The sequence below is a fragment of the Kitasatospora sp. NPDC001527 genome (genome assembly GCF_040298605.1).
Classification (GTDB): domain Bacteria; phylum Actinomycetota; class Actinomycetes; order Streptomycetales; family Streptomycetaceae; genus Kitasatospora.
The window spans coordinates 111,656-132,437 of the sequence record NZ_JBEPAM010000010.1 but is presented as its reverse complement, the minus strand read 5'-3'; the positions used below and the strand labels follow the sequence as shown (position 1 = coordinate 132,437).

Annotated in this window: 14 protein-coding genes; 8 read left to right on the top strand and 6 right to left on the bottom strand. The window is 76.0% G+C overall.

Annotated elements, in window-relative coordinates:
* The first annotated feature begins 71 nt into the window (after nucleotides 1-71).
* From ABT238_RS13585 to ABT238_RS13575, 3 genes are all read left to right on the top strand, one after another.
* Nucleotides 72-4,112: a vWA domain-containing protein gene (locus ABT238_RS13585; RefSeq protein ID WP_350757399.1), complete on the top strand. Its 4,041-nt coding sequence runs from the start codon at nucleotides 72-74 to the stop codon at nucleotides 4,110-4,112.
* 5 nt (nucleotides 4,113-4,117) lie between these two features.
* The gene (locus tag ABT238_RS13580) at nucleotides 4,118-6,244 is read left to right on the top strand and encodes a hypothetical protein (protein WP_350757396.1); all 2,127 of its coding nucleotides are present in this window, start codon (nucleotides 4,118-4,120) and stop codon (nucleotides 6,242-6,244) included.
* Between the two features lie 132 nt (nucleotides 6,245-6,376).
* Nucleotides 6,377-6,844, top strand: coding sequence for a MarR family winged helix-turn-helix transcriptional regulator (locus ABT238_RS13575; protein WP_350561096.1), 468 nt, complete (start codon nucleotides 6,377-6,379; stop codon nucleotides 6,842-6,844).
* 15 nt (nucleotides 6,845-6,859) lie between these two features.
* Here the strand turns inward: ABT238_RS13575 and ABT238_RS13570 are convergent, their stop codons facing one another.
* The 5 genes from ABT238_RS13570 to ABT238_RS13550 form a co-directional block, all read right to left on the bottom strand.
* Nucleotides 6,860-7,432 carry a GTP-binding protein gene (locus ABT238_RS13570; RefSeq protein ID WP_350561094.1) on the bottom strand — a complete coding sequence of 191 codons (573 nt, stop codon included), beginning with the start codon at nucleotides 7,430-7,432 and terminating at the stop codon, nucleotides 6,860-6,862.
* A 76-nt stretch (nucleotides 7,433-7,508) separates the two neighbouring features.
* Entirely contained in the window at nucleotides 7,509-7,889 is a 381-nt protein-coding gene (locus ABT238_RS13565; protein WP_350561092.1) for a DUF742 domain-containing protein, read from the bottom strand.
* Nucleotides 7,886-8,317, bottom strand: a complete 432-nt coding sequence (locus ABT238_RS13560) for a roadblock/LC7 domain-containing protein (RefSeq protein ID WP_350561090.1) — start codon at nucleotides 8,315-8,317, stop codon at nucleotides 7,886-7,888. The genes ABT238_RS13565 and ABT238_RS13560 overlap by 4 nt, the downstream gene beginning before the upstream one ends.
* Nucleotides 8,317-10,506 carry a sensor histidine kinase gene (locus ABT238_RS13555; RefSeq protein ID WP_350757393.1) on the bottom strand — a complete coding sequence of 730 codons (2,190 nt, stop codon included), beginning with the start codon at nucleotides 10,504-10,506 and terminating at the stop codon, nucleotides 8,317-8,319. Before ABT238_RS13555 ends, ABT238_RS13560 begins: the two co-directional genes overlap by 1 nt.
* 437 nt (nucleotides 10,507-10,943) lie before the next feature.
* Nucleotides 10,944-12,215, bottom strand: a complete 1,272-nt coding sequence (locus ABT238_RS13550) for an acyl-CoA dehydrogenase family protein (RefSeq protein ID WP_350757541.1) — start codon at nucleotides 12,213-12,215, stop codon at nucleotides 10,944-10,946.
* 502 nt (nucleotides 12,216-12,717) lie between these two features.
* On the opposite strand from ABT238_RS13550, the gene ABT238_RS13545 reads away from it, so the two are divergent.
* The 5 genes from ABT238_RS13545 (at nucleotide 12,718) to ABT238_RS13525 (ending at nucleotide 19,956) form a co-directional block, all read left to right on the top strand.
* Nucleotides 12,718-13,782, top strand: coding sequence for a GAF domain-containing protein (locus ABT238_RS13545; protein WP_350561086.1), 1,065 nt, complete (start codon nucleotides 12,718-12,720; stop codon nucleotides 13,780-13,782).
* 332 nt (nucleotides 13,783-14,114) lie between these two features.
* The gene (locus ABT238_RS13540) at nucleotides 14,115-15,569 is read left to right on the top strand and encodes a lipase maturation factor family protein (RefSeq protein WP_350757538.1); all 1,455 of its coding nucleotides are present in this window, start codon (nucleotides 14,115-14,117) and stop codon (nucleotides 15,567-15,569) included.
* 302 nt (nucleotides 15,570-15,871) lie between these two features.
* Nucleotides 15,872-18,325 carry a hypothetical protein gene (locus ABT238_RS13535; protein WP_350757391.1) on the top strand — a complete coding sequence of 818 codons (2,454 nt, stop codon included), beginning with the start codon at nucleotides 15,872-15,874 and terminating at the stop codon, nucleotides 18,323-18,325.
* A 157-nt stretch (nucleotides 18,326-18,482) separates the two neighbouring features.
* Nucleotides 18,483-19,520: a S66 peptidase family protein gene (locus tag ABT238_RS13530; RefSeq protein WP_350757388.1), complete on the top strand. Its 1,038-nt coding sequence runs from the start codon at nucleotides 18,483-18,485 to the stop codon at nucleotides 19,518-19,520.
* A 49-nt stretch (nucleotides 19,521-19,569) separates the two neighbouring features.
* Nucleotides 19,570-19,956, top strand: a complete 387-nt coding sequence (locus ABT238_RS13525; protein WP_350757385.1) for a hypothetical protein — start codon at nucleotides 19,570-19,572, stop codon at nucleotides 19,954-19,956.
* A 6-nt stretch (nucleotides 19,957-19,962) separates the two neighbouring features.
* Here ABT238_RS13525 and ABT238_RS13520 read toward each other — a convergent pair whose 3' ends face one another.
* Nucleotides 19,963-20,748 (bottom strand): helical backbone metal receptor, encoded by a 786-nt coding sequence (locus tag ABT238_RS13520; protein ID WP_350757382.1) that lies wholly within the window; start codon nucleotides 20,746-20,748, stop codon nucleotides 19,963-19,965.
* Nucleotides 20,749-20,782: the final 34 nt, after the last annotated feature.

Here is a 20,782-nt window from a genome sequence, read left to right as displayed (position 1 = left end):
CCGCCCCGCACACCCGGACTCCTCCACACCCGAACTCCCGAACCCCTGAACTCCCACCGAGAGGTGAACACATGAGCAGCGCGGTGCCGCCCGGCGGAGCGGGCCCCGGCCTCGACGACCCGCGCGGGACGGTCGAGGCCCAGGCCACCCGACTGGCCGCGTCCGGCCTCGACACGCCCGGCCCCTACCTGATCGGGGTGCGCCACCACGCGCCCTCGCTCAGCGCCGTCGTGCCCGCCCTGCTCGACGCCGCCGCGCCCGAGGTGCTGCTGGTCGAGCTGCCCGCCGAGTTCCAGCCCTGGCTCGACCTGCTCGCCGACGAGGCCACCAAGGCCCCGGTCGCCCTCGCCGCCGCCCCCGCCGCCGACCGCTCGGACGGGAGCGCCGACGGGATCGGCGCCGAGGCCGGCCACGGCACCGGGCTCGCCTTCTACCCCTTCGCCGACTTCTCGCCCGAACTCGCCGCCCTGCGCTGGGCCCGCCGCCACGGCGTCGAGACCATCGCCTGCGACCTGCCCCTCGCCGTCCGCGACCGGTACGCCGAACGCGAGCACGCCCGCACCGGCCCCGATGCCCGCCCCGGCGTCGCCGACGCGCTGCGCCACCGCCTCACCGGGCGCGACGACGACGAGGACCTCTGGGACCGCCTGGTCGAGACCGCCGCCCCCGGCTCCACTCCGGAGGCCGTCCGGCGCGCCGCGCTGCTGGTCGGCTGGGCGCTGCGCCGCGACGCCGAGGACGGCCCCGGCGTCGACCCCTACGACCTGCGGCGCGAGGCCTGGATGCGGGAGCGTCTGCGGGAGGCGGGCACCGGCGGGCGCCGGGTCGCCGCCGTCATCGGCGCCTTCCACGCCCCCGCGCTCACCCCGGCCGAGACCGTTCCCGAGCCCGCCCCCGAGCCCGTTCCCGAGCCCGCCCCTGAACCGGCCCCGGACGCCCGTCACACCGTCTCCCTGATCCCGTACACCTACCCCCTCCTCGACGCCCGCTCCGGCTACCCGGCCGGCATCCGCGACCCCGAGTGGCAGCACACCGTGCTCGACGCCGCCGGCGACCCGGACCGCCTCACCGAGGCACTCGTCCGCACCGCCGTCCGGATCTGCGAGGCCCTGCGCGCCCAGGACCACCCCTCCGGCCCGGCCGACGCCCGCGAGATCGTCCGGCTCGCCGGCGACCTCGCCCGGCTGCGCGCCCTCGCGGCCCCCGGGCGCGGCGAACTCGTCGAGGCGGTGCAGACCGTCCTCGCCCAGGGCGAACCCCTCGGCCGGGGCCGGGCGGTGGCCCGCGCGCTGGAGAAGGTCCTGGTCGGCACCCGCACCGGCGAGCCCACCCCGGCCGCCCCGCGCAGTGGCCTCGCCCCCGCCGTCGAGCAGCTGCTCGCCGACCTCGGCCTGCCCGGCCCCGGCGACAACGCCGAGCCCGCCCCCCGCGAACTGCGGCTCGACCCGCTGCGCTCACCCCTCGACCGGCGCCGCGAACTCCTCCTCCACCGCCTCACCGCCTGCGGCGTCCCCTACGCGGAACCCGTCGAGACCACCGGCGCGGGCGGCACCGAGACCCTCACCACGCGCTGGCGCGTCCGCTGGACCCCGGCCGTCGCCGCCATGCTCACCGTCGCCGGCACCCGCGGCGTCACTCCGGCCCAGGCCGCCGAGGGCGCGCTGCGCGAACGGCTCCGCCGCGAACAGCAGGCGGACGGCCCCACCGCCCGCGAGGTCCTCCAGGGCCTCGCCGACGCCGCCGCCTGCGGCCTCCCCGCCCTCACCGACACCCGCCTCACCCAGCTCACCGCCGTCCTCCCCACCAGCGGCACCCTCCCCGACCTCCTCAACGCCCTCGCCCTCCTCGACCGCCTCACCGCCACCCACCAGCCCCCGGCCCCCGTGCCCGGGTCGCCCGATGCCGTCCCGGCGTCCGTGGCCGCCCTGCCGGTGGCGGGGTCGGAACCTGCGGCTACTTCGCCGGCCGCACCGGCCGGGACGGCTGGGGGCGGCCTCGTGGACGCTGGGCCGACCGGTGGGGCCGTCGGATCTGCGGGCGCCTCGCCTGCGGGTGATCCGGGGGTTCCTGGACTGGTGCTTGGTGGGCCGGCGGTGGCCGTGTCGCCTGGCGGTGCGGCTGATGTCGGCGCATCGGTGGTGGAGACCGGGGGCGTGACCGCATCCGGTGGGGGCTCCCCGGCCGCGTCGACCGGCGGTTCGGGGGATCCGGTTCTCGCCGCGCTGGCGGCGGCGGCCGATGTGCTGACCGTGGCGGCGGTGCGGCAGTTGGAGGGGCTCGGCGGGTCGGACGAGGCGGACGACGCCCGGGCGCTGGTGGAGCTGGCGCGACGGGCGGACCTCTCCGGGGGCGTCCGGCTCCGGCACGCGCTGGCCGAACTCGCGGACGCCGGAAGCCCCCTGGTGCGCGGTGCGGCCGGGGCGGTGCGCGTGCTGCTCCGGCAGGAGGAGCCTGCGGTGTTCGGCGACCGGGCCGCCTCCTGGGTCGACGGCGCCACCGGACCCGATGCCCGGCACACTCTCGAACGGTCCCTGGTCGGACTCCTCACGGCCGCCGAAGGGCTGTTCTCGACCGCCCCCGGAGTGCTCGAACCAGTACTCGAACGGGTGGTCACCCTCCCCGACAACGCCTTCCTGGACCGCCTGCCCGCGTTGCGCGGCGGATTCGACACGCTCAGCCCGGCCGCCCGGGACCGGCTGCTGGACATCGTCGAGGAAGGCCTGGGCACCCGTCTGGACACGCTGCCCGCGGAGGTGCCGCCCGCGCTGCTCGCCGACTGGTCGCGCGCCGACCTGGCAGCCCGCGCCGCGCTCGCCCGTCGCGGGCTGCTCCCCGCCCTCCTCCCGGTGCCCACCTCCGAGGCACCGGCACCGGCACCGACACCGACACCGACACCGGCGACGGCACCGGTGACGGCGACGGAATCGGCAGCAACACCGGCCGCCACCCACGCCCTCGCCCCGGCCGAGCGCTGGCGGCTGCTGCTCGGCCGACCGGGCAGCGGCGGCCTCGGCGGCCGGGCCGCCCGCCTCGCGACCGCGCTCGACGAGCTGTACGGCACCGGACACGGCGAGGGCTCCGGCCCCGGCCTGGACGGCCGCGGCGGCGCGGGCGGCAACCGGGGCGGGCGCGAGGCGCCCTACCCGGGAGTGCGCGAGTGGTCCGAGGAACTGACCGCCCTGTTCGGTCCGGGCCTTCGCGAGGAGGTGCTGGCGGCCGCCGTCGCCCGGGGCCGCGGCGACGCGCTGGAGGCGATCGACCCGGGCGCCGTCCGCCCGTCGGTCGACCTGCTGCGCACCGTCCTGGAGCACGCGGGCGGCCTGCCCGAGGCCCGGCTGGCCGGGCTGCGACCGCTGGTCCGCCGCCTGGTCGACGAGCTGAGCCGGGAGCTGGCGACCAGGCTGCGCCCCGCCCTCACCGGGATCAGCGTGCCGCGCCCGAGCCGCCGCCCCGGCGGCGGACTGGACCTGCACCGGACCATTCGGGCCAATCTCGCCACCGCCCGCCCGGCCGACCCCGCCGGAGGGCCGTCCGGCGGCGAACCCGGTGGCGAACCCGGCGCCATGGTGATCGTCCCGGAGCGCCCGGTCTTCCGGACCAGGGCCCGCCAGGCGTCCGACTGGCGGCTGATCCTGGTCGTGGACGTGTCCGGCTCGATGGAGGCGTCGACCGTCTGGGCGGCGCTGACCGCGTCGATCCTGGCCGGAGTGCCCTCGCTGAGCACCCACTTCGTCGCCTTCTCCACCGAGGTGGTCGACCTGACCGACCAGGTGACGGACCCGCTGGGCCTGCTCCTGGAGGTCCGGATCGGCGGCGGCACGCACATCGCGGCCGGCCTGAAGTACGCGCGGGGTCTGGTGACCGTGCCGTCCCGCACGCTGATCGCGGTGGTCAGCGACTTCGAGGAGGGCGGCCCGGTCGGCGGGCTGCTCGCGCAGACCCGGGCGCTGGTCGACTCCGGCTGCCACCTGCTGGGCTGCGCCGCACTGGACGACACCGGGGCGGCCCGGTACTCGAAGGCGGTCGCGGGCCAGCTGGTCGCGGCCGGGATGCCGGTGGCGGCGCTCAGCCCGCTGGAACTGGCCCGCTGGGTGGGGGAGAAGGTCCGATGACGGAGATGGCAGGGGCAGTGGCGGGAACGGAGAGCGGGACGGACGTGCCGTGGCCGGCGGTCCGGCCCGAGGTGGTCGCCGAGGTGGTCTCCGGGCTGTCGGCGCGGCTGCAGAAGCGCCTGGACGGCGCGGCGGCCAAGCTGGCCGAGCGGCCGGTGGAGCGGACGGGCGAGGACTGGCGGATCGCCGTGGACGAGGAGACGGTGCTCGTCCTGCACGCACCGGGAGGGGTGGTCGCCGACCAGGCGGACGTGCGCTGCGGCTGCCTGCTGGCGCCCGCCTGCGTGCACCGGGCCGCGGCGGTCACGGTCTGCCCGCTCGCCGACGACGAGCCGCTCGCCGACGGGAACGGCGAGACCACCGGGACCCCGCCGTCCGACCGACTCGACCGGTCCGACCAGCCGGACCAGCCCGACCAGCCGGACCAGCCCGACCGGGCAGGACGGACGGACCGGGCCGCCCCGACCTCCCCGCCCGGGCCCGCCGAGCCCGCCGAGGCCCTCACCATCGCCGAGCGGACCGCCGCCGCGCATCTGCACCGGGTGAGCGCCGCCGTGCTGGCGGCGGGCACCGGCGGCGCGGGCGCGGTGCTCCAGGCGGAGCTGTTGCGCGCGGCCCACCGGGCCCGGCTGGCCGGTCTGCACCGACCGGCCGCTTCGGCGGTGGCGGTGGTCACCCGGATCCGCGCCGCCCGGTCGGGCGCGCCGGACCACCGGCTCGCCGACCTCACGGCCGGCCTGCGCGAACTCCTCGGCCTCAGCACCGCCCTGGCCCTCGCCGCCACGCCGGAAGCGACGCCGACGGAAGCAGCGCCGACGGGAGCAACACCGGTCCCGCCGGCCCCATCGGCCGCGCCGGGCGTCGCGGAGCTGCGCGGAACGGCCCGCCAGGCCTATGCGCCTGCGGGCGGCCTGCGGCTCTACGGCCTGTTCGCCGAGCCGGTGCTGACGGCCACCCACGCGGGCGTGCTCACCTGGGCGGTGGACGCGGGCGGCGGGCTGCACACGATGGCGGAGGTCATGCCGCACAGCGACGCCTCCGGGGCGGCGCCACAGGCGGTCGGGGCCGGGAACCGGGCGGTGCGGCTGGGGGACGCGATGCTCAGCCACCGCGAGTTCACCCGGGCCGGGCTGGCCGTGCAGGGGGCGACCAGGTCGGCGGCCGGACGGCTCGGGGCGGGCGCCTCGGTCCGCGCGGTCCGCGCGGCGGGCGCGGCCTGGACGGCGGAGCCGCTCGCCGGGCTCTGGGGCGAGCCGCCGGCCGCCCAGGTGGCGAGGGCGCTCGCCGCGGCGGCGGTGCCGGCGGAGGTCAGGCCGGCCGGGAGCGAGCTGCTGTTCCTGGACGTGACGCTGCTCGGCGCGGTGCCGTACGGGGCGGGCGGGGAGCAGCGGCTGCTGGCGGAGTGCGACGGCGTGGTGGTGGCGCTGCGCGCCGCGCACGACCACCCGGGGCTGGCGTACCGGGGGAACCTGGCGCTGCTCGCCACCGCCCCCGGCCTGCGGCTGCGGGTGATCGGCCAGCTGGAGCGCGCGGCCCGCCCGGAGCTGCGGCTGCTGGCCGTCGGCCTGCCGCCCACGGCGGGCGCCGACGCTGCCGCCGCGTCGGCGTCCCCGGGCGGCGGGCCGGCAGGCGGCGAGCCCGCGCTCGCGCTGCCCGCCGACCGGGCGGGCCGGGTCAACCTGGGCCTGGAGCGGCTCCAGACGGCCGACCTCGCCCTCCCGCCCGCCGGCCCGGCCGGGTCCGCTGCGCCCGCACCGTTCGGTGCGCCCGGTCTCGCGGACGAACCGGCCACCCCCGTGCACCTGCTGGCCCGCCGGGTGGGGCAGGCGGTGACCGGCGGCCGGGCGGCGCTGGCGCTCGGCGGCACCCGGGTGGTCGGCGGCGACCGGGCCCGGATGCGGTCGGCGGGGCTGGCCACCGGTGCGGCGCTGCTGGACGGGCTGCTCGCGGCGGCGGTGGACCAGCCGCGTGACGTCTTCGGCCGGGTGGTGGCGGACGATCACGGCGCCTTCGCGGCCGCCTGGCTGGCGGCGGCCTGGTACGAGGAGGAGCTGGCCTCGGCGCTCTGCGCGACCGCCTGGTCCGCTCCGCCGCAGGCGGCCCCGGCCGGGGCCGCCCCGGTCCGGCCATAAGGAGAACTATTTGCACAAGCAGGTAAGCCGCGCAGAATGGCATAATTGGGCGGGGGAGGGCGTTTCCCCCGCAAGCACACCCGAGCACACCGAGCACGACCAGAGCAGGACCCGAGCAGAGAGGGGCGAGCCATGGGGATCCAGGACGACGCCGCCGAGATCCGCGCCGGCGGCTGGCGGACGCTCGCCGCACTGCACGGGCTGATCGACTCGGCGCTGGAGAAGGCGCTGCAGGCGGAGCACCGGCTGTCGGTGGTCGAGTACACGGTGCTGGAGGCGCTGTCGCGGCAGGACGGCTGGCACATGCGGATGCAGCAGCTGGCCCGCGCGGCGGCGCTGAGCAGCAGCGCGACCACCCGGCTGGTGAGCCGGCTGGAGGACCGCGGGCTGCTCAGCCGCTACCTCTGCGCGGACGACCGGCGCGGCATCTACACCGAGCTGACCCCGCAGGGGCGCGAACTGCTCGCGGCGGCCCGCCCGTTGCACGACGCGACCCTGGAGGCGACGCTCACCGAGGCCGCCGACCTCCCCGAACTGGCGCCGCTGGTCCGGGCCCTGCACGACCTGGAGCTGATCCCGGCGGCCCAGGCCAAGGCCTGACGCCCCGGCCGGGCCTCACCGGTGCGCGGCGAGCGCGTTCCGGTGGACCCGGTCGAGGAGGGCGAGCAGCAGTTCCTTGCTGGACGCGCGCTCCCGGACGTCGCAGAGCAGCACGGGCACGTCCGGGTCGAGGTCCAGCGCGCGGCGGACGTCCTCGGGGGCGCACTCACGGCGCCCGTAGAAGCAGTTGACGCCGACGGCGAAGGGGATGCCGCGCTGCTCGAAGAAGTCGACGGCGGCGAAGCTGGACTCCAGCCGCCGGGTGTCGGCCAGCACGATGGCGCCGAGCGCGCCGAGCGCCAGGTCGTCCCACATGAACCAGAAGCGGAACTGGCCCGGCGTGCCGAACAGGTAGAGCACCAGGTCCTCGCGGACGGTGATCCGCCCGAAGTCCATCGCGACGGTGGTCGTCGCCTTGTCCTGGACGCCGTCGAGGCTGTCGATCCCGATGCTGGCGCGGGTCATCCGTTCCTCGGTCTGCAGCGGTTCGATCTCGCTGACCGAGCCGACCATGGTGGTCTTGCCGACGCCGAAGCCGCCGGCGACGAGGATCTTGACCGCGCCCGGCACCAGGCTCTGGGTCGTCACGTCGGATCTCCTGGAAGGGGAACGGGGGAGAGGTGGGAGGCGGGGCGGACGAGCGGCCGGAGCGGCGGACCACCGGTCAGAGCCGGCGGACGCCCTCGATCACGGCCTGGATCAACGCGATGTCCGGTGCCTCGGCGAGCTCGACGGGCGCCCGGGTGAGGATCATCCGGGCCTCCGCGAGGTCGTCCAGCAGCACCTTGACCACGCTCACCGGGAGGTCCAGGACGGCCGCGATCTCGGCGACCGCGAGCGGCCGCTCACGGCAGAGGTCCAGGATCGCGGCCGGTTCGGGCGTCATCCGGCTGGTGTCCGCGAGGGGGTCCGCGGTGACCACCAGGGTGATCAGCGCGAAGCCCTCACGGACCGGACCGGTGCGCCCGTTGGTGATGGCGTAGGGGCGGACCAGGTGGCCGGCCTCCTTGTCGAAGAACCAGGCCTCGGCGGCGTCGACGGTCACGCACCGCCACCCGCATCCGGTTGGCCTGCGTCGCTGCGCGGCGCTGCGGTGAGGTACTGGCCGACCTGCTTGACCAGCATGTTGATCTCGTAGGCCATCAGTCCGGCGTCGACCGCCTCGCTGGTGAGCACGGCGAGCCGGGCGCCCTGGCCCGCGGTGGTGACGAAGAGGAACAGCTGGTCCATCTCGATCACGGTCTGCCGCACCCGCCCACCGCCGAACCGCTGGCCGGCGCCGCGGGCGAGGCTCTGCAGGCCGGACGCGATGGCCGACAGGTGCTCGGCGTCGGCCCGGTCGAGTCCCTGGGAGAGCCCGACCAGCAGACCGTCCTCGGACAGGACGATGGCGTGCCGGGTCTCCGGGACCCGGGCCACCAGCTGGTCCAGCAGCCAGTTGAGGTCGCGCTCGGTCTCGGTGTGCTGCGTCATCACTGCTGTTCCTTAGCTGGGGGAGGCACGTCCGGGTGTGGGGTGGCGGCACGGGCGGTGCGGGTGCCGTGCTGGATGGCGGCCATCGTGGCCCGCGAACGCTGCGGCGAGGGGTCGTCGGCGGGCCGGGCGGAGGGGCCGGGCGGCCCGCCGTGGGGCGGGGGCGGCCCGTACGGGGCGGTGAGGGGCGCGTGGGCCTCGCGCAGCTGTTCGGCGAGGCTGGCGTTGCGGACCCGCCGGGGCAGGACGCGCGGTGTGCGCAGCTCGCCCTCGGGCCCGTACTCCGCGCGGACCTCCTCGGGGCGCTGGTGCGTGGGCGCCGCGGACACGGCCGGCGGCCCGTCGCCGCCTTCCCGCGTCTCGGAACCGGAGCCGTACGCGTCGGTGCCGTACACGTCGGAGCCGAACGCCTCGGAGCCGAACACGTCCGCGCCGGGCCCGCCCGTCGGGTCCTGGTACGGCTGGGGCCGGCTGGGCCGGGGCACGACCACCGCGCCCGGCAGCCCGGGGATCGAGGAGCCCACCGGCAGGCCGCCGTTGACCGTCGGATCGCCCGGGGCCGGCGGGGCACCGCCCCCGGGGTAGTGGGCGAGCAGCTCGCCGATCACCACACCCCCGTCGCCGACCGGTGCGCCGTCCGGCACGCCGCCCGTGGCGGCATCCGCCTCGAACTCCGCCTCGGCATCCGCTCCGGCCCCCGGACCGTGCCCGGCCACCGGCCCGTGGCCCAGCAATCCGTCGAGGACCCCGGCGAGCGCCCCCGACAGGTCCTGGCCGTTCCCGCCGACACCGACACCGACCCCGCCACCGGCACCCACGCCGGCACCGACCCCGCCATCAGCACCGACCCCGCCACCGACGCCGAGGCCGTCGCCGAAACCGAAGCCGATCCCGCCACCCGCGCTGACGTCCGCGCCCGCGCCGGTGTCCGCACCCGCCTCGCCACCGGCGTCCGCGCCGACATCCGCGCCCGGGAGCGCCCCCGCGGCCGGCCGCAGGTCGGGCGCCGGGGACCGGGTGACCCGGGCCCCCGCCGGCAGACCGGTGACGGCGGACGGCGCCTCGGCCTGGTGCAGCAGCGCCGACGGCACCAGCACCACGGCCCGGGTCCCGCCGTAGGGGGACGGCCGCAGGGTGACCTGCACGTCGTGCCGGGCGGCCAGCCGGGCGACCACGAAGAGCCCGAGCCGCAGGTCGTCGCCGAGCGCGGAGACGTCCAGCTCGGGCGGGTTGGCCAGGTAGTCGTTGAGCCGCTGGTACTCCTCCTCGACCATGCCGAGACCGCGGTCCTCGACCTCCACCACCAGGCCCTTCGGCACCTCCTGCGCCGAGACCTGCACCTGGGTGTAGGGCGGGGAGAAGGTGGTGCCGTTCTCGATCAGCTCGGCGACGAGGTGGATCACGTCGGCGACCGCCTGGCCGCTGAGCGAGGTGCGCGGCACGCCCTGGACCACGACCCGGGAGTAGTTCTCGGTCTCGGACACGGCGCTGCGCAGCACGTTGACCATGGGCACGGCGTTGCGCCAGCGCCGGGCGGGCAGCGCACCGCCGAGGATGACCAGGTTCTCCGCGTTGCGCCGCATCCGGGTGGCCAGGTGGTCGACGGCGAACAGCTCGCGCAGCAGCTCCGGTTCCTCGTGCTCGCGCTCCAGCGCGTCCAGCATGCTGATCTGACGATGGATCAGGATCTGCGTGCGGCGCGCGATGTTGAGGAAGACCTTCTTCGTCCCCTCGCGCCCCTGGGCCTGGTGGACGATGGCGGCGACGGCGGCCTGCCGGACGGTGGCGAGGCCGTCGGCGGCCTGCTGGAGCTCGTCGCCGGCCCGCCGGGACGAGGGCCGGGCGGGCGGCGTCGGGACGGACTCGCCGGCCCGCAGGCGGCCGACGACCTGCGGGATCTCGTGCTGGGCGAGCGCCAGGGCGTCGGTGTGCAACGCGGTGATCCGGGCCGGCAGGGTGCGGGCGACGCGCAGTCCGCGTGCCAGGCTGCCGAGCAGGACGACGCCGACGACCGCGCTGCCGGCCAGCAGGGCGGTGCGCTCTCCGGCGTCGCGCAGCAGGTAGACGGCGTAGCCCCAGGCCGCGGCGAGGCCGAGGCAGGGGATCAGCACGAGGGCGAGGAGCGAGCTGCGTAGGGAGCCGGACCGGCCGGCGCGGTGGCCCGTCCGGGGGGCCGATATGCCTGGCATCTGATTCCTTGTAGCAGGGCCGAACGGCGGGTGTCCGTGTGCGGTCCGACCGGGACCGCTGGGCGCCACGGCCGGAGGTGCCCGGAGGGTTGCCGGATGTGGTGACCCGTGGGGTCACCGTCCGGACACAAGCAGCACGGCCGCCGACTGCAGGCACGCTACCAGCCCCGGGTGCCCTTCGGGCAACATCAACTGACCATATGTGAACGGTTGATGACAGCGCGTCGGATCGCTTGACGATCCTTTGGCCGGGTATTCGCACTGGTCAGCGAAGCTCCGGGGGAGCGGTGGGCGGCTTTCCGGCGGCCGGGGTGCGGTCGCCGGAAAGCCGTCAGGGACAGGTCAAGGCGGGGTAGGGTGGACGGCCTTGCCGACCGCGCCGGCGGTTCCCGCTCTGCCCGCCGCGCCCGCCGTGCCCGCCGTTTCGGCCCGCGCGGTCACCCCGCCAGCGGCATCCGCAGCACCGCCGCCGCACCGGGCTGGACCTCCGCCTCCGCGCGCGCCTCGCGCTCGGCCGCCTCGCTCCACGCCCAGCCGGCCAGGTCCGCCAGTTCGGCCGACCACTGCTTGCCGTAGGTGCCCGAGGCCACCTGGCCGAGCCGCAGCCGCTGGATGTCCGAGGTGCCGGCCGGCGGGTAGGTGTGGGTGGCGTCGCGCAGGTAGCGCTCGATGTGGAACTCCGCCTGCAGCCCGCGGGCGGCGTGGATCTCCATCGCGTTGCGCGCCGAGTCCAGCGCGTACTCGGTGTTGATCAGCTTGGCGTTCATCAGTTCGGCGTCGCAGGCCTTGCCGTGGTCGAGCAGGTGCGAGGCGTGGTACGCGGCCAGCTTGGCGGTCATCAGCCGCGACTGCATCTCGCCCAGCTTCAGTGCGATGTTGGGCAGTTGGGCCAGCGGTTTGCCGTAGAGCACGCGCGTCTCGGCGAACCGCACGGTGTCCTCGACGATCGCCACGTGGATGCCGAGGGCGACCGCCGCCAGGTTCAGCCGCCCGTACAGCGTCGAGGAGGAGTAGGCCACGTCCAGCCCCTGTCCCTCCCGGCCGACCCGGTTGGTGGCCGGGATCCGGCAGTCCTCGAAGACGAGCTCGCCGAAGCTGAAGCCGTGCAGCCCGCTCTGCGAGCCGAGCGCCCCGGTGCGGAACCCGGGCCGGTCGCTCTCCACCAGGAACGCGGAGAGCCCCCGGCTGCCCTGGCCGGTGCGCAGCACCACGCCGTGCACGTCGCCGATGTGCGAGTTCCCCACGAACCACTTGCGGCCGTTGAGCACGTACTCGTTGCCCTCGCGCCGGGCGGTGCCGCTCATGCCGAGCACATGGCCGCCGGACTCCGGTTCGGTGACGGCGATGGTGGGCAGCGCCGCCCCGGAGGCGAACCTCGGCAGCCAGTACCGGCGTTGGGCGTCGTCGCCGAAGTGGATGACCTTGGCGACGCCGAGCTGCGAGGCCTGCGCCATCGCCCCCATGGCGCCGCTGACCCGTGACAGCTCCTCCACGATGACGGTCTTGGCGAGATGCCCCAGACCGAGCCCGCCGAACTCCCGCGGGATGGTGACTCCGATCCAGCCCCGGCGGGAGATCTCCCGCGCGAGTGCGAACTCGACCTGGCGCTCGGCCTCCATTCTGGCCACCTGCGGGCGCACTTCCTTCTCCGCGAACTCGCGCACCTCCGCACGGAGGCTCTCGTGTCGTTCGTCGGTGAAGTAGTCCATCGCCATGCCCCGGTCCTCTCGGGTTCTGTTCGTTCGGTGGATGTGCCTCCGTCCGTGCAGCCGATCCGCGTCGGCCGCCGAGGGCGTGGGGGATGTGACGGTGGCGGCCGGATGCCCCGGTGCAGCCGGTGCAGCCGGTGCGTGCGGAAGTGCCGGCGGTGGCCCACGCTGCCCCTGGGGACCGCCGATTTTCGGCAGGGCTCATTGTCATATGCGCACCCGAAGCCCTCTACGGAGGATCTTGGATTGGCGCGATCAGGTCGTTCGGGGGCGGTGGAGGATTAAAACTCCGGACGGCGGGGATACATGCTCCCCCCGTTGCCCGGGGCGGATGAATCCGGCGGTTCCGCTTCCGGTTCCCTCCTCGTTCCCGGGCCGAGGCCCACCCGTCTTCTCCTTGTCCGACACGCGGCTTTGACGGAGCATCAGCAAGTGGGACGGCGCGGGCCGAGAGCGCCGAAGCCGCCGGATGTCTGATTACATGTGCGCCATGACTGATGTGATGAGCACTCAAGGCCAGTTCCCGGGTGCCGCCGGGGAGTCGGATCGGACCCGCAGGCTCCGCAGCCTGGGTCTCGACGAACCCACCGCGGACGAGGCCTTCGACCGCTTCGCCCACCTGGCCGCCAGCATCACCCGCGCCCCCATCGCGATGGTCAACTTCATCAACGACGAGCGCCAGATGTTCCGGGGGCTCTACATTCCGCCAACCTCCCGCGACATTCCGGCCGACGAAGGCTCCTCCTGGGCCGACCGCGGCATCGCCTTCGACCTTCCGACCCGGCAGATGCCGCTGAGTCACGGCTTCTGCCCCCACGTCGTCGCCCAGCGCTCCCCCCTCGCCCTGGACGACATCCTCGCCTACCCCCGGTTCGCCGGGAACCCGGTCGTCGACGAACTGGGCGTGCGCGCCTACCTCGGCGCCCCGCTCGTCGACGACACCAACACCGTCATCGGCACCGTCTGCGTCCTCGACCGCGAACCCCGCCAGTGGGGCCGCGAGCGCCTGCGCGACATCCAGCACCTCGCCGAGGCCCTGCTCTCCGAGATCCGGCTGCGCGACAACCTGCTCGCCCAGCAGCAGGAGATGTTCGCCGCCTTCGACGGCTCGCCCTTCCCGATCATGCTCACCGACGGCGCCGGCCAGGAGATCCGCTACGCCAACGCCCAGCACGCCGATGTCTTCGGCGCCCCGGCGGCGTACGGCAACATCGGCCAGGCCTACCCCCAGCTCGGCGCCGCCGGCCTCCAGCAGGCGGTCTCCGAGGCCTACCGCACCGGCCGCGCCACCGTCCTCAACGACGTGCGCATCCAGGCCCTGCGCCCCGACGCCCAGCGCGGCCAGCAGGTCTTCAGCTTCACCTGCAGCCCGCTGCGCGCCGTGCGCACCGGTCAGGTCAGCGGCGTGCTGACGGTCGGCATGGACGTCACGGCGCAGTCCCGCACCGAGGAGGAACTCGGCACCCTGGCCGCGCTCCTGGTCGACCGCCTCCAGCAGAGCGGCACCGCCCCCGTCAACCGCCCGGGCGGCGCCGCGGGCGAGACCGGGCTCATCCTGCCGGCCTGAACGGCGAAGGCCCGGATCCTCCCGTCCGCGGCCGCACCGTCGAGTACCGTCCCGCACCTTCCCGCACCACCAGGGCACCACGCCGGCCGTCCGCCCGGCTTCGCCGCGTCCGCCGCGGCGGGGCGCCTCTCACCCCCGAGGAGAGGCCCCCCGCCACGGTGCCGTCCCGATGAACGCCGGGCGGTCGCACGCCGTCCGGATGAACGGCCGTCCGGGTGAACCGCCCTGCGGCCGCGCGCCGTCCGGGTGAACCGCCGACCGGGTGAACCGCCGCCCGCCCGCCCCGCCGCGCGCCCCCGCGCGGCGGCCGCCGGGTGGTAGGCATGGGCCGCATGCAGTGGTTCGCCGCCCCCGAGTACTGGCTCAGCAGACTGCTCGTGCAACGGATGCTGGCCGCCCTCTACCTCACCGGCTTCCTGGCCGCCGCGCTCCAGTTCCGCGCCCTCATCGGCAGCCGCGGCATGCTCCCCGTCCCCCGTTTCACCGCCCGGATCCCGTTCCGGCACGCGCCCGGTCTCTTCCACCTCCACTACAGCGACCGCTTCTTCGCCGCCGTCGCCTGGAGCGGCGCCGCCCTCTCCGCCGCCCTCGTCGCCGGCCTCGGCGACCTCGTCCCGCTGTGGACCTCGATGCTCTGCTGGGCGGCGCTGTGGGCCCTCTACCTCTCGATCGTCAACGTCGGCCAGACCTGGTACTCGTTCGGCTGGGAGTCCCTGCTGCTGGAGGCGGGCTTCCTGGCCGTCTTCCTCGGCAACGCCGACACCGCCCCGCCCGCCCCCGTGCTGTGGCTGCTGCGCTGGCTGGTCTTCCGGGTCGAGTTCGGCGCAGGGCTGATCAAACTGCGCGGCGACAGCTGCTGGCGCGACCTCACGTGCCTGCGCTTCCATCACGAGACCCAGCCCATGCCCGGACCGCTCAGCTGGTTCTTCCACCACCTGCCCGACCCGCTGCACCGCGTCGAGGCGGCGGCCAACCACGTCACCCAACTCGTCGTCCCCGTCGGCCTGCTCCTTCCGCAGCCGGTCGCCACCTACGCCGCCTGCGTCGTCGTCGCCACCCAGCTGTGGCTGGTCGCCTCCGGCAACTTCGCCTGGCTCAACTGGCTCACCATCACGCTCGCCCTCGCCGCCGTCGACCCCGCCCGCCTTGGCCTGCTCGTCCACCCGCGCGCGTACGGCGGCGCGCCCGTCTGGTTCGAGGCCCTCGCGCTCGCCCTCGCCGCCGCCGTCCTCGTCCTCAGCTACTGGCCGGTCCGCAACATGGTCTCCCGCCGTCAGGTGATGAACCGCTCCTTCAACCGCCTCCACCTGGTCAACACCTACGGCGCGTTCGGCAGCGTCAACCGGATCCGGCAGGAGGTCGTCGTCGAGGGCACCGACGACCCGGTGGTGACCCGGCACACCGTGTGGAAGGAGTACGGCTTCAAGGGCAAGCCCGGCGACGTCCGCCGCGTCCCGCGCCAGTACGCCCCCTACCACCTGCGGCTCGACTGGCTGATGTGGTTCGCCGGCATCTCGCCCGGCTACGCCCGGCCGTGGTTCCTGCCGTTCGCCGTCCGCCTGCTGGTCAACGACCCGGACACGCTGCGGCTGCTGCGCCACAACCCCTTTCCGGACGCTCCGCCGACCCACGTCCGGGCGACCCTCCACCTCTACCGGTTCACCGATTGGCGCGAACTGCGGCAGACCGGCGCGTGGTGGCACCGCACGGCGCTCCACGAGTACCTCGCGCCGGTCGACCTCGCCGCGCTCGCCCGGGCCGGCCACCGCCCGCCGCCCGCGCGGTAGGCGGACGGCGGGCGCGCCGGGCCCCGACGGGGGCCGGGCGGGGGGCGGACTCCGGGGCACGGGCGACCACCCGACCGGCCCTCCCGGGTGGCGTCCGGCCGGGCGGTATGGCACGCCACACCCGCCCGAGGGGCGGTGGGTGCGTGCATGGCTCGAACGGGCACCCGTATTCTTGGCCTCCGACCGGTAGCCCGACCGCGCGCCCCCCGGCCCCTCGCTCCGAGGCCCACCGCGCACCCGGACCGCCGCCCCCTCGCCGCCCGTCCACGCCCCCGCCGCAGCCGCCCAGAACCGGACCTCACATGACAGTGCTTCACTCCCGCAACGCCGACGCGGCCGACGCAGCCGGCTCCGCAGACGCAGACGTCAAGGACACCACGGACACGAAGGCCGCCACGGACACCGCCGACACCATGGACACGACGGACAGCACGGACACGACCGACACGACCGACACCGCGGGCGCCGAGGCCGGTGCGGCCACGGCCGGCACCGACCCGCGCGAGGACCTCGGCCGCTACGCCGAGCTGGGCGCGTTCACGCTCACCGCCGAGGCGCACCCCTGGTACGCGGCCGTCGACACCGTCGCCACTCCCGAGGACGCCCGCGCCGCGTCCACCGTCCTCGCCGAACTGCGCGGCCACGACCTCCAGCAGGTCTGGGACGACGTCACCGCGCTCGCCGCCGACGTCAAGCTCGACGCGCCGGACACCGTCGGCAAGACCGCGGTGCTCGTCGAGATGCTGCAGCTCGTCCGCCGCACCTCGGCCGTCCTCCTCCCCGCCGCGTACGACACCGACCTCGAATCGCTGGTCGCCGCCACCGCGGACCGGACCTGGCGGCGCGAGCGCGGCGTCAAGCTCTCCTGGCTGCGTGGCCGCTCGCTGCGCAAGCAGGCCGCCGCCCTCGCCGCCACCGGGACCGGCCGCCCCCGGACGCAGGACCTGCACGAGGCGCTGGCCTCCGCCGAGGTCGAGCGCCGCGCCTGGGCCGCCCTGGCCCCCGTCGGCACCCTGCCCACCGCGCCGTCGGACGCCGCCCTGGCCGACCGTACGGCGCAGACCTTCGAGGCCATCGGCACCGGCGTGCGCGAGCTCGCCCGGCTGCTGCCCGGCCAGGACCTCGACGCGCTGTCCTTCCCGGACCTCGTCGACCTGGTCGACCGCCTCGCCGCCGACGAGGGCACCCTCTACCGCCTGCCCACCATCCGCGGCCTGCGCACCGGCCTGGAGGAGGCCGGCCTCGCCGACCTGCTCACCGAACTCGCCGCCACCCGCGCCGACCGCCGCGCCGCCGAGGCCGCCTACGCCGCCCGCCAGGCCCTGGCGGGCGGCCAGCGCGACGGCCTGACGCCGGAGGCGGAGGAGGCGGCCACCGCCGAGGACACCGAAGCGGCCGCCGTCGAGGCTACGGCCGAGGTTACGGCCGAGGCCGCGGCCGAGCCCGAGGCGGCGGACGCGGAGGCGACGGCAGAGGAGGCGGCGGAGGCTCCGGTCGACGAGCAGCCGCTCACCGTCACCCTCCCCGCCCCCTCCCCGGCCGCCGACGACCTGGTCGGCGTCACCACCGCCCCGCCGGCCCAGCCCTCCGCCCCCGACGCCGAGACCATCGACCCCGCCACCCCCGACACCGAGCCGGTTGCGGAGACCGTGGTGGAGGAGGCGTCCGAGCCGGCGGCCGTTGCCGATCGGGAGTCGGAGGACGTTGCGGTGGCTCCGGTCGAGGAGGCCGCTGTCGAGGCTGAGGCGGTCACCGAGGCCCCGGTCGAGCCGGTGTCCGAGCCTGCGGCGGACGTCGCGGCCGAGACCGTGGCTGAGCCGGTGGCCGAGGTGTCGGTCGAGGCCGAGCCGGTTGCGGAGACCGTGGTCGAGGTGTCCGAGCCGGCGGTCGTGGCCGATGGGGAGTCGGAGGCCGCTGCGGTGGCTCCGGTCGAGGAGCCTGTCACCGGGCCGGTCACCGAGGCAGCTGCCGAGGTTGAGGCGGTCACCGAGGCTCCGGCCGAGCCGGTGTCCGTGCCGGCGTCCGAGCCGGTGGCGGACGTCGCGGTCGAGACCGTGGCGGTCGAGGAGGCTGTGGCCGAGCCGGTTGTGGAGACGCCGGTTGAGGTTGAGGCGGTCACCGAGGTTGTCGAGGAAGCGCCGGTTGAGGCTGAGTCGGCCGTTGAGGCTGCGGCCGACGAGGTTGCCGAGCCGGTCGTCACGACCACGACCGAGCCCGAGGCCGCCGTCGAGGCTGAGCCGGTGGCGGAGGTCGCGGTCGAGGCCGAGGTCGCCGAGGAGGTTGCCGTCGAGCCGGTGGCCGAGGTGGCGGTCGAGGTTGAGGCGGTCGCTGAGGTTGTCGAGGCCGAGCCGGCCGTTGAGGCTGCGGCCGACGAGGTTGCCGAGCCGGTCGTCACGACCACGACCGAGTCCGAGGCCGCCGTCGAGGCTGAGCCGGTGGCGGAGGTCGCGGTCGAGACCGAGGCCGCCGACGAGGTCACCGAGGCCGTGGCCGAGCCGGTCGCGGAGGGGCCCGAGGCCGAGCCCGTGGCCGAGGCCGGTGGGCGGCCGGAGAAGCCGGACTTCACGCCCGGGCGGCCGGTGACGGCGTACTCGGCGGAGGAACTGCTCGCGATCGTGCGCTGGGTCGACGGCGACGGGGTCGAGCGGAGCGACGAGGAGCTGCTGCGGGCGGCGATGAAGGAGCTGGGCTTCGCCCGCCTCGGGCCGCGGATCAAGGAGGCGCTGGGCGCCGCCGTCACCGCCGCGCGCGGCTGACGAATCACGGGGAAGGCCCCGGGGCACGGTCACCGACCGTGCCCCGGGGCCTTTTCCGTGTCCACGCACCGATATTCGATTGCCGGACGTCCGGGGGCTGTTGAGACTCGGCGACGGTCGGACAACCCGATCGACGCCAACCGAGCGGAGCCCGCCCGTGCCCTCCACGCCCGACGTCCTGCGCCCCCGCGCCCTCGCCCCGGGCGACCTCGTCGCCGTCGCGGCACCCTCAGGTCCGCTGGAGGCCGAGGCCGCGCCGCTGCTGGAACGCGGGGTCGCCACACTCACCGCCATGGGCTTCCGGGTGCGCCGCACACCGCTGACCGAGCCGGGACGGCGGCGCTGGTGGGCGGCGGCCGGGCCCGACGCGCAGGCCGAGGAGTTCAACCGGCTGCTGCGCGACCCCGAGGTCCGGGCGATCGTCGCGCACAGCGGCGGGCAGGCCACCGCCGGGTGGCTGGACCGGCTGGACGTCGACGCCGTCCGCGCCGACCCCAAGCCGGTCCTGGGGTGCAGCGACGTCTCGCTGCTCCTGCTCGCGCTGCACGCCCGCACCGGCCTGGCCGGCCTCCACGGCGACATAGCGACCTACGGACTCGGCGACTCCTGGCACACCGCCGCCGTGCCGACCGCCGGAACGCCCGCCGACACGCCCGCCGACACGCTGGCCGACCTCTACCGCCGTGCCCTGACCGACCCGGCGACGCCGCTCGGACCGCTGCCCGAGCTGCGGACGTCCGGCGGCTGGGAGTGCTGGCGCCCGGGCCGGGCCGCCGGACCGCTGCTCGGCGGCCTGCTCAAGCGGCTGGTGCCGCTCCAGGCGACGCCCTACGCGCTGCCCGCCGAGCGCTTCGACGGGGCGGTGCTGTTCTGGGAGGACGTGGACCGGCCGCTGTCGGCGGTCTGGCAGGACCTCCACCTGCTCCGGCTGTCCGGCGTGCTCGACCGGATCGCCGCGATGGTCGTCGGCGTGCCGCACCGGCTCACGGCGGTCGGCTGCGCGGACGACGCCCCGGTGCCGTCGCTGCGCGAGGTCGTGCTCGACGTGCTCGGCGACCGGCCGCTGCCGGTGCTCGGGCAGGTGGACCTCGGCCACGCCGGCCCCAACCTGCCCCTGCCGCTCGGCGTCCGCGCCACCGTCGACGCCACCGCCCGCGCCCTGAGCCTGGACGAACCGGCCGTCGGCCCGCGCTGAGCGAGGAAGCCGTGGGATGCCGCAGCCGGGCCCGGATACGGTGGCGGGCATGGCGACGGTCCTGCGGCATCCCCGGCCCGGCATCGCGTGGGACTGGTGGGCGGTGGACACCGAGGGCTTCCCCGTGCGGTTCAGCTGCGATCCGGCCCCCGAACACCTCTTGGCCCACGTGGACCGTGTCGACGCCGCGGCCGCCTGGGCGGAGGACAACTGTCCGGCCTGGTCCGGTCCCGGCCCCCGGCTGCCGCCGCACGCCTTCGACGGCAACGGCCGGGTGGGAACCTGCGCGCGGCACGGTCTCCCGGACGCACCGCTGCGGCCGTCCGACGCTCCGGCAGCCGTCGCGGCCGTGGCCGCCCCGGTCGAACCGAAGCGGTCCGTGGGAGACACCTGGACCATCCACCTCGACGAGGGATGGCTCCAGGCCGCCGAGTGAGACGGGCTAGACCGCCCGGGCCAGCTGCTCCGCCAGGACGGCCGGGGCCTCCGTCAGGGACGGGCCGTACCAGGTGAGGTGTCGGCCGCTCACCAGGGCCGCCGGGATGCCGGGGAAGGCCTCGGGGCCGTCGTCGGCGGTGAAGCGGTAGGGCTCGTCGGGCAGTACCACCAGGTCGGGGCGGGTGGCGAGCAGTTCGGGGAGGGGGACGGCGGGGTAGCGCTCGGGGCGGTCCGGGTCCTCGGCGTGCGGGAGGTGTAGGCCGAGGCGGTGCAGCAGGTCGCCGGCGAAGGTGTCGTGGCCGAGCACCATCCAAGGGCGGCGCCAGATCGGGACCACCGCCCGGCGGCCCGCTCCCGGCAGCGGGCGGACCTCGGCCAAGGAGGCCCAGGCCGCTTCGGCGGCGTCCAGCCACGGCGGCCGGGGCAGCCCGCAGCCGACGGTGAGCAGCCGGTCCAGTGAGTGGAGCGCCTGGTCGAGGGTGCGGATGTCGGTGACCCAGACCGGCAGGCCCGCCGCCCGCAGGGCGTCCAGGTCGGGGCGGCGGTTCTCCTCGTCGTTGGCGATCACGAGGTCCGGGGCGAGCGCCACGACCCGGGCCACGTCGGGGTTCTTGGTGCCGCCGATCCGGGGAACGTCCAGGTCGGCGGGGTGGCTGCACCAGTCGGTGACCCCGGCCAGCAGCCCGGCCGCGGACGCGGCGACCGCCTCGGTGAGCGAGGGCACCAGCGACACCACCCGCCGCACCGGCCCCGCCCCGAGCGGCACCACGAGCCCGAGGTCGTCGACCACGGGCGCGGCACCGGGCACACCACCGGCAGCGTCA

Bases quoted from the DNA above. Each gene is read 5' to 3' on its own strand.
- ABT238_RS13585 (WP_350757399.1), top strand. From the start codon at position 72: ATGAGCAGCGCGGTGCCGCCCGGCGGAGCGGGCCCCGGCCTCGACGAC.
- ABT238_RS13580 (WP_350757396.1), top strand. From the start codon at position 4,118: ATGGCAGGGGCAGTGGCGGGAACGGAGAGCGGGACGGACGTGCCGTGG.
- ABT238_RS13575 (WP_350561096.1), top strand. From the start codon at position 6,377: ATGGGGATCCAGGACGACGCCGCCGAGATCCGCGCCGGCGGCTGGCGG.
- ABT238_RS13560 (WP_350561090.1), bottom strand. From the start codon at position 8,317: ATGACGCAGCACACCGAGACCGAGCGCGACCTCAACTGGCTGCTGGAC.
- ABT238_RS13555 (WP_350757393.1), bottom strand. From the start codon at position 10,506: ATGCCAGGCATATCGGCCCCCCGGACGGGCCACCGCGCCGGCCGGTCC.
- ABT238_RS13550 (WP_350757541.1), bottom strand. From the start codon at position 12,215: ATGGACTACTTCACCGACGAACGACACGAGAGCCTCCGTGCGGAGGTG.
- ABT238_RS13545 (WP_350561086.1), top strand. From the start codon at position 12,718: ATGAGCACTCAAGGCCAGTTCCCGGGTGCCGCCGGGGAGTCGGATCGG.
- ABT238_RS13540 (WP_350757538.1), top strand. From the start codon at position 14,115: ATGCAGTGGTTCGCCGCCCCCGAGTACTGGCTCAGCAGACTGCTCGTG.
- ABT238_RS13535 (WP_350757391.1), top strand. From the start codon at position 15,872: ATGACAGTGCTTCACTCCCGCAACGCCGACGCGGCCGACGCAGCCGGC.
- ABT238_RS13525 (WP_350757385.1), top strand. From the start codon at position 19,570: ATGGCGACGGTCCTGCGGCATCCCCGGCCCGGCATCGCGTGGGACTGG.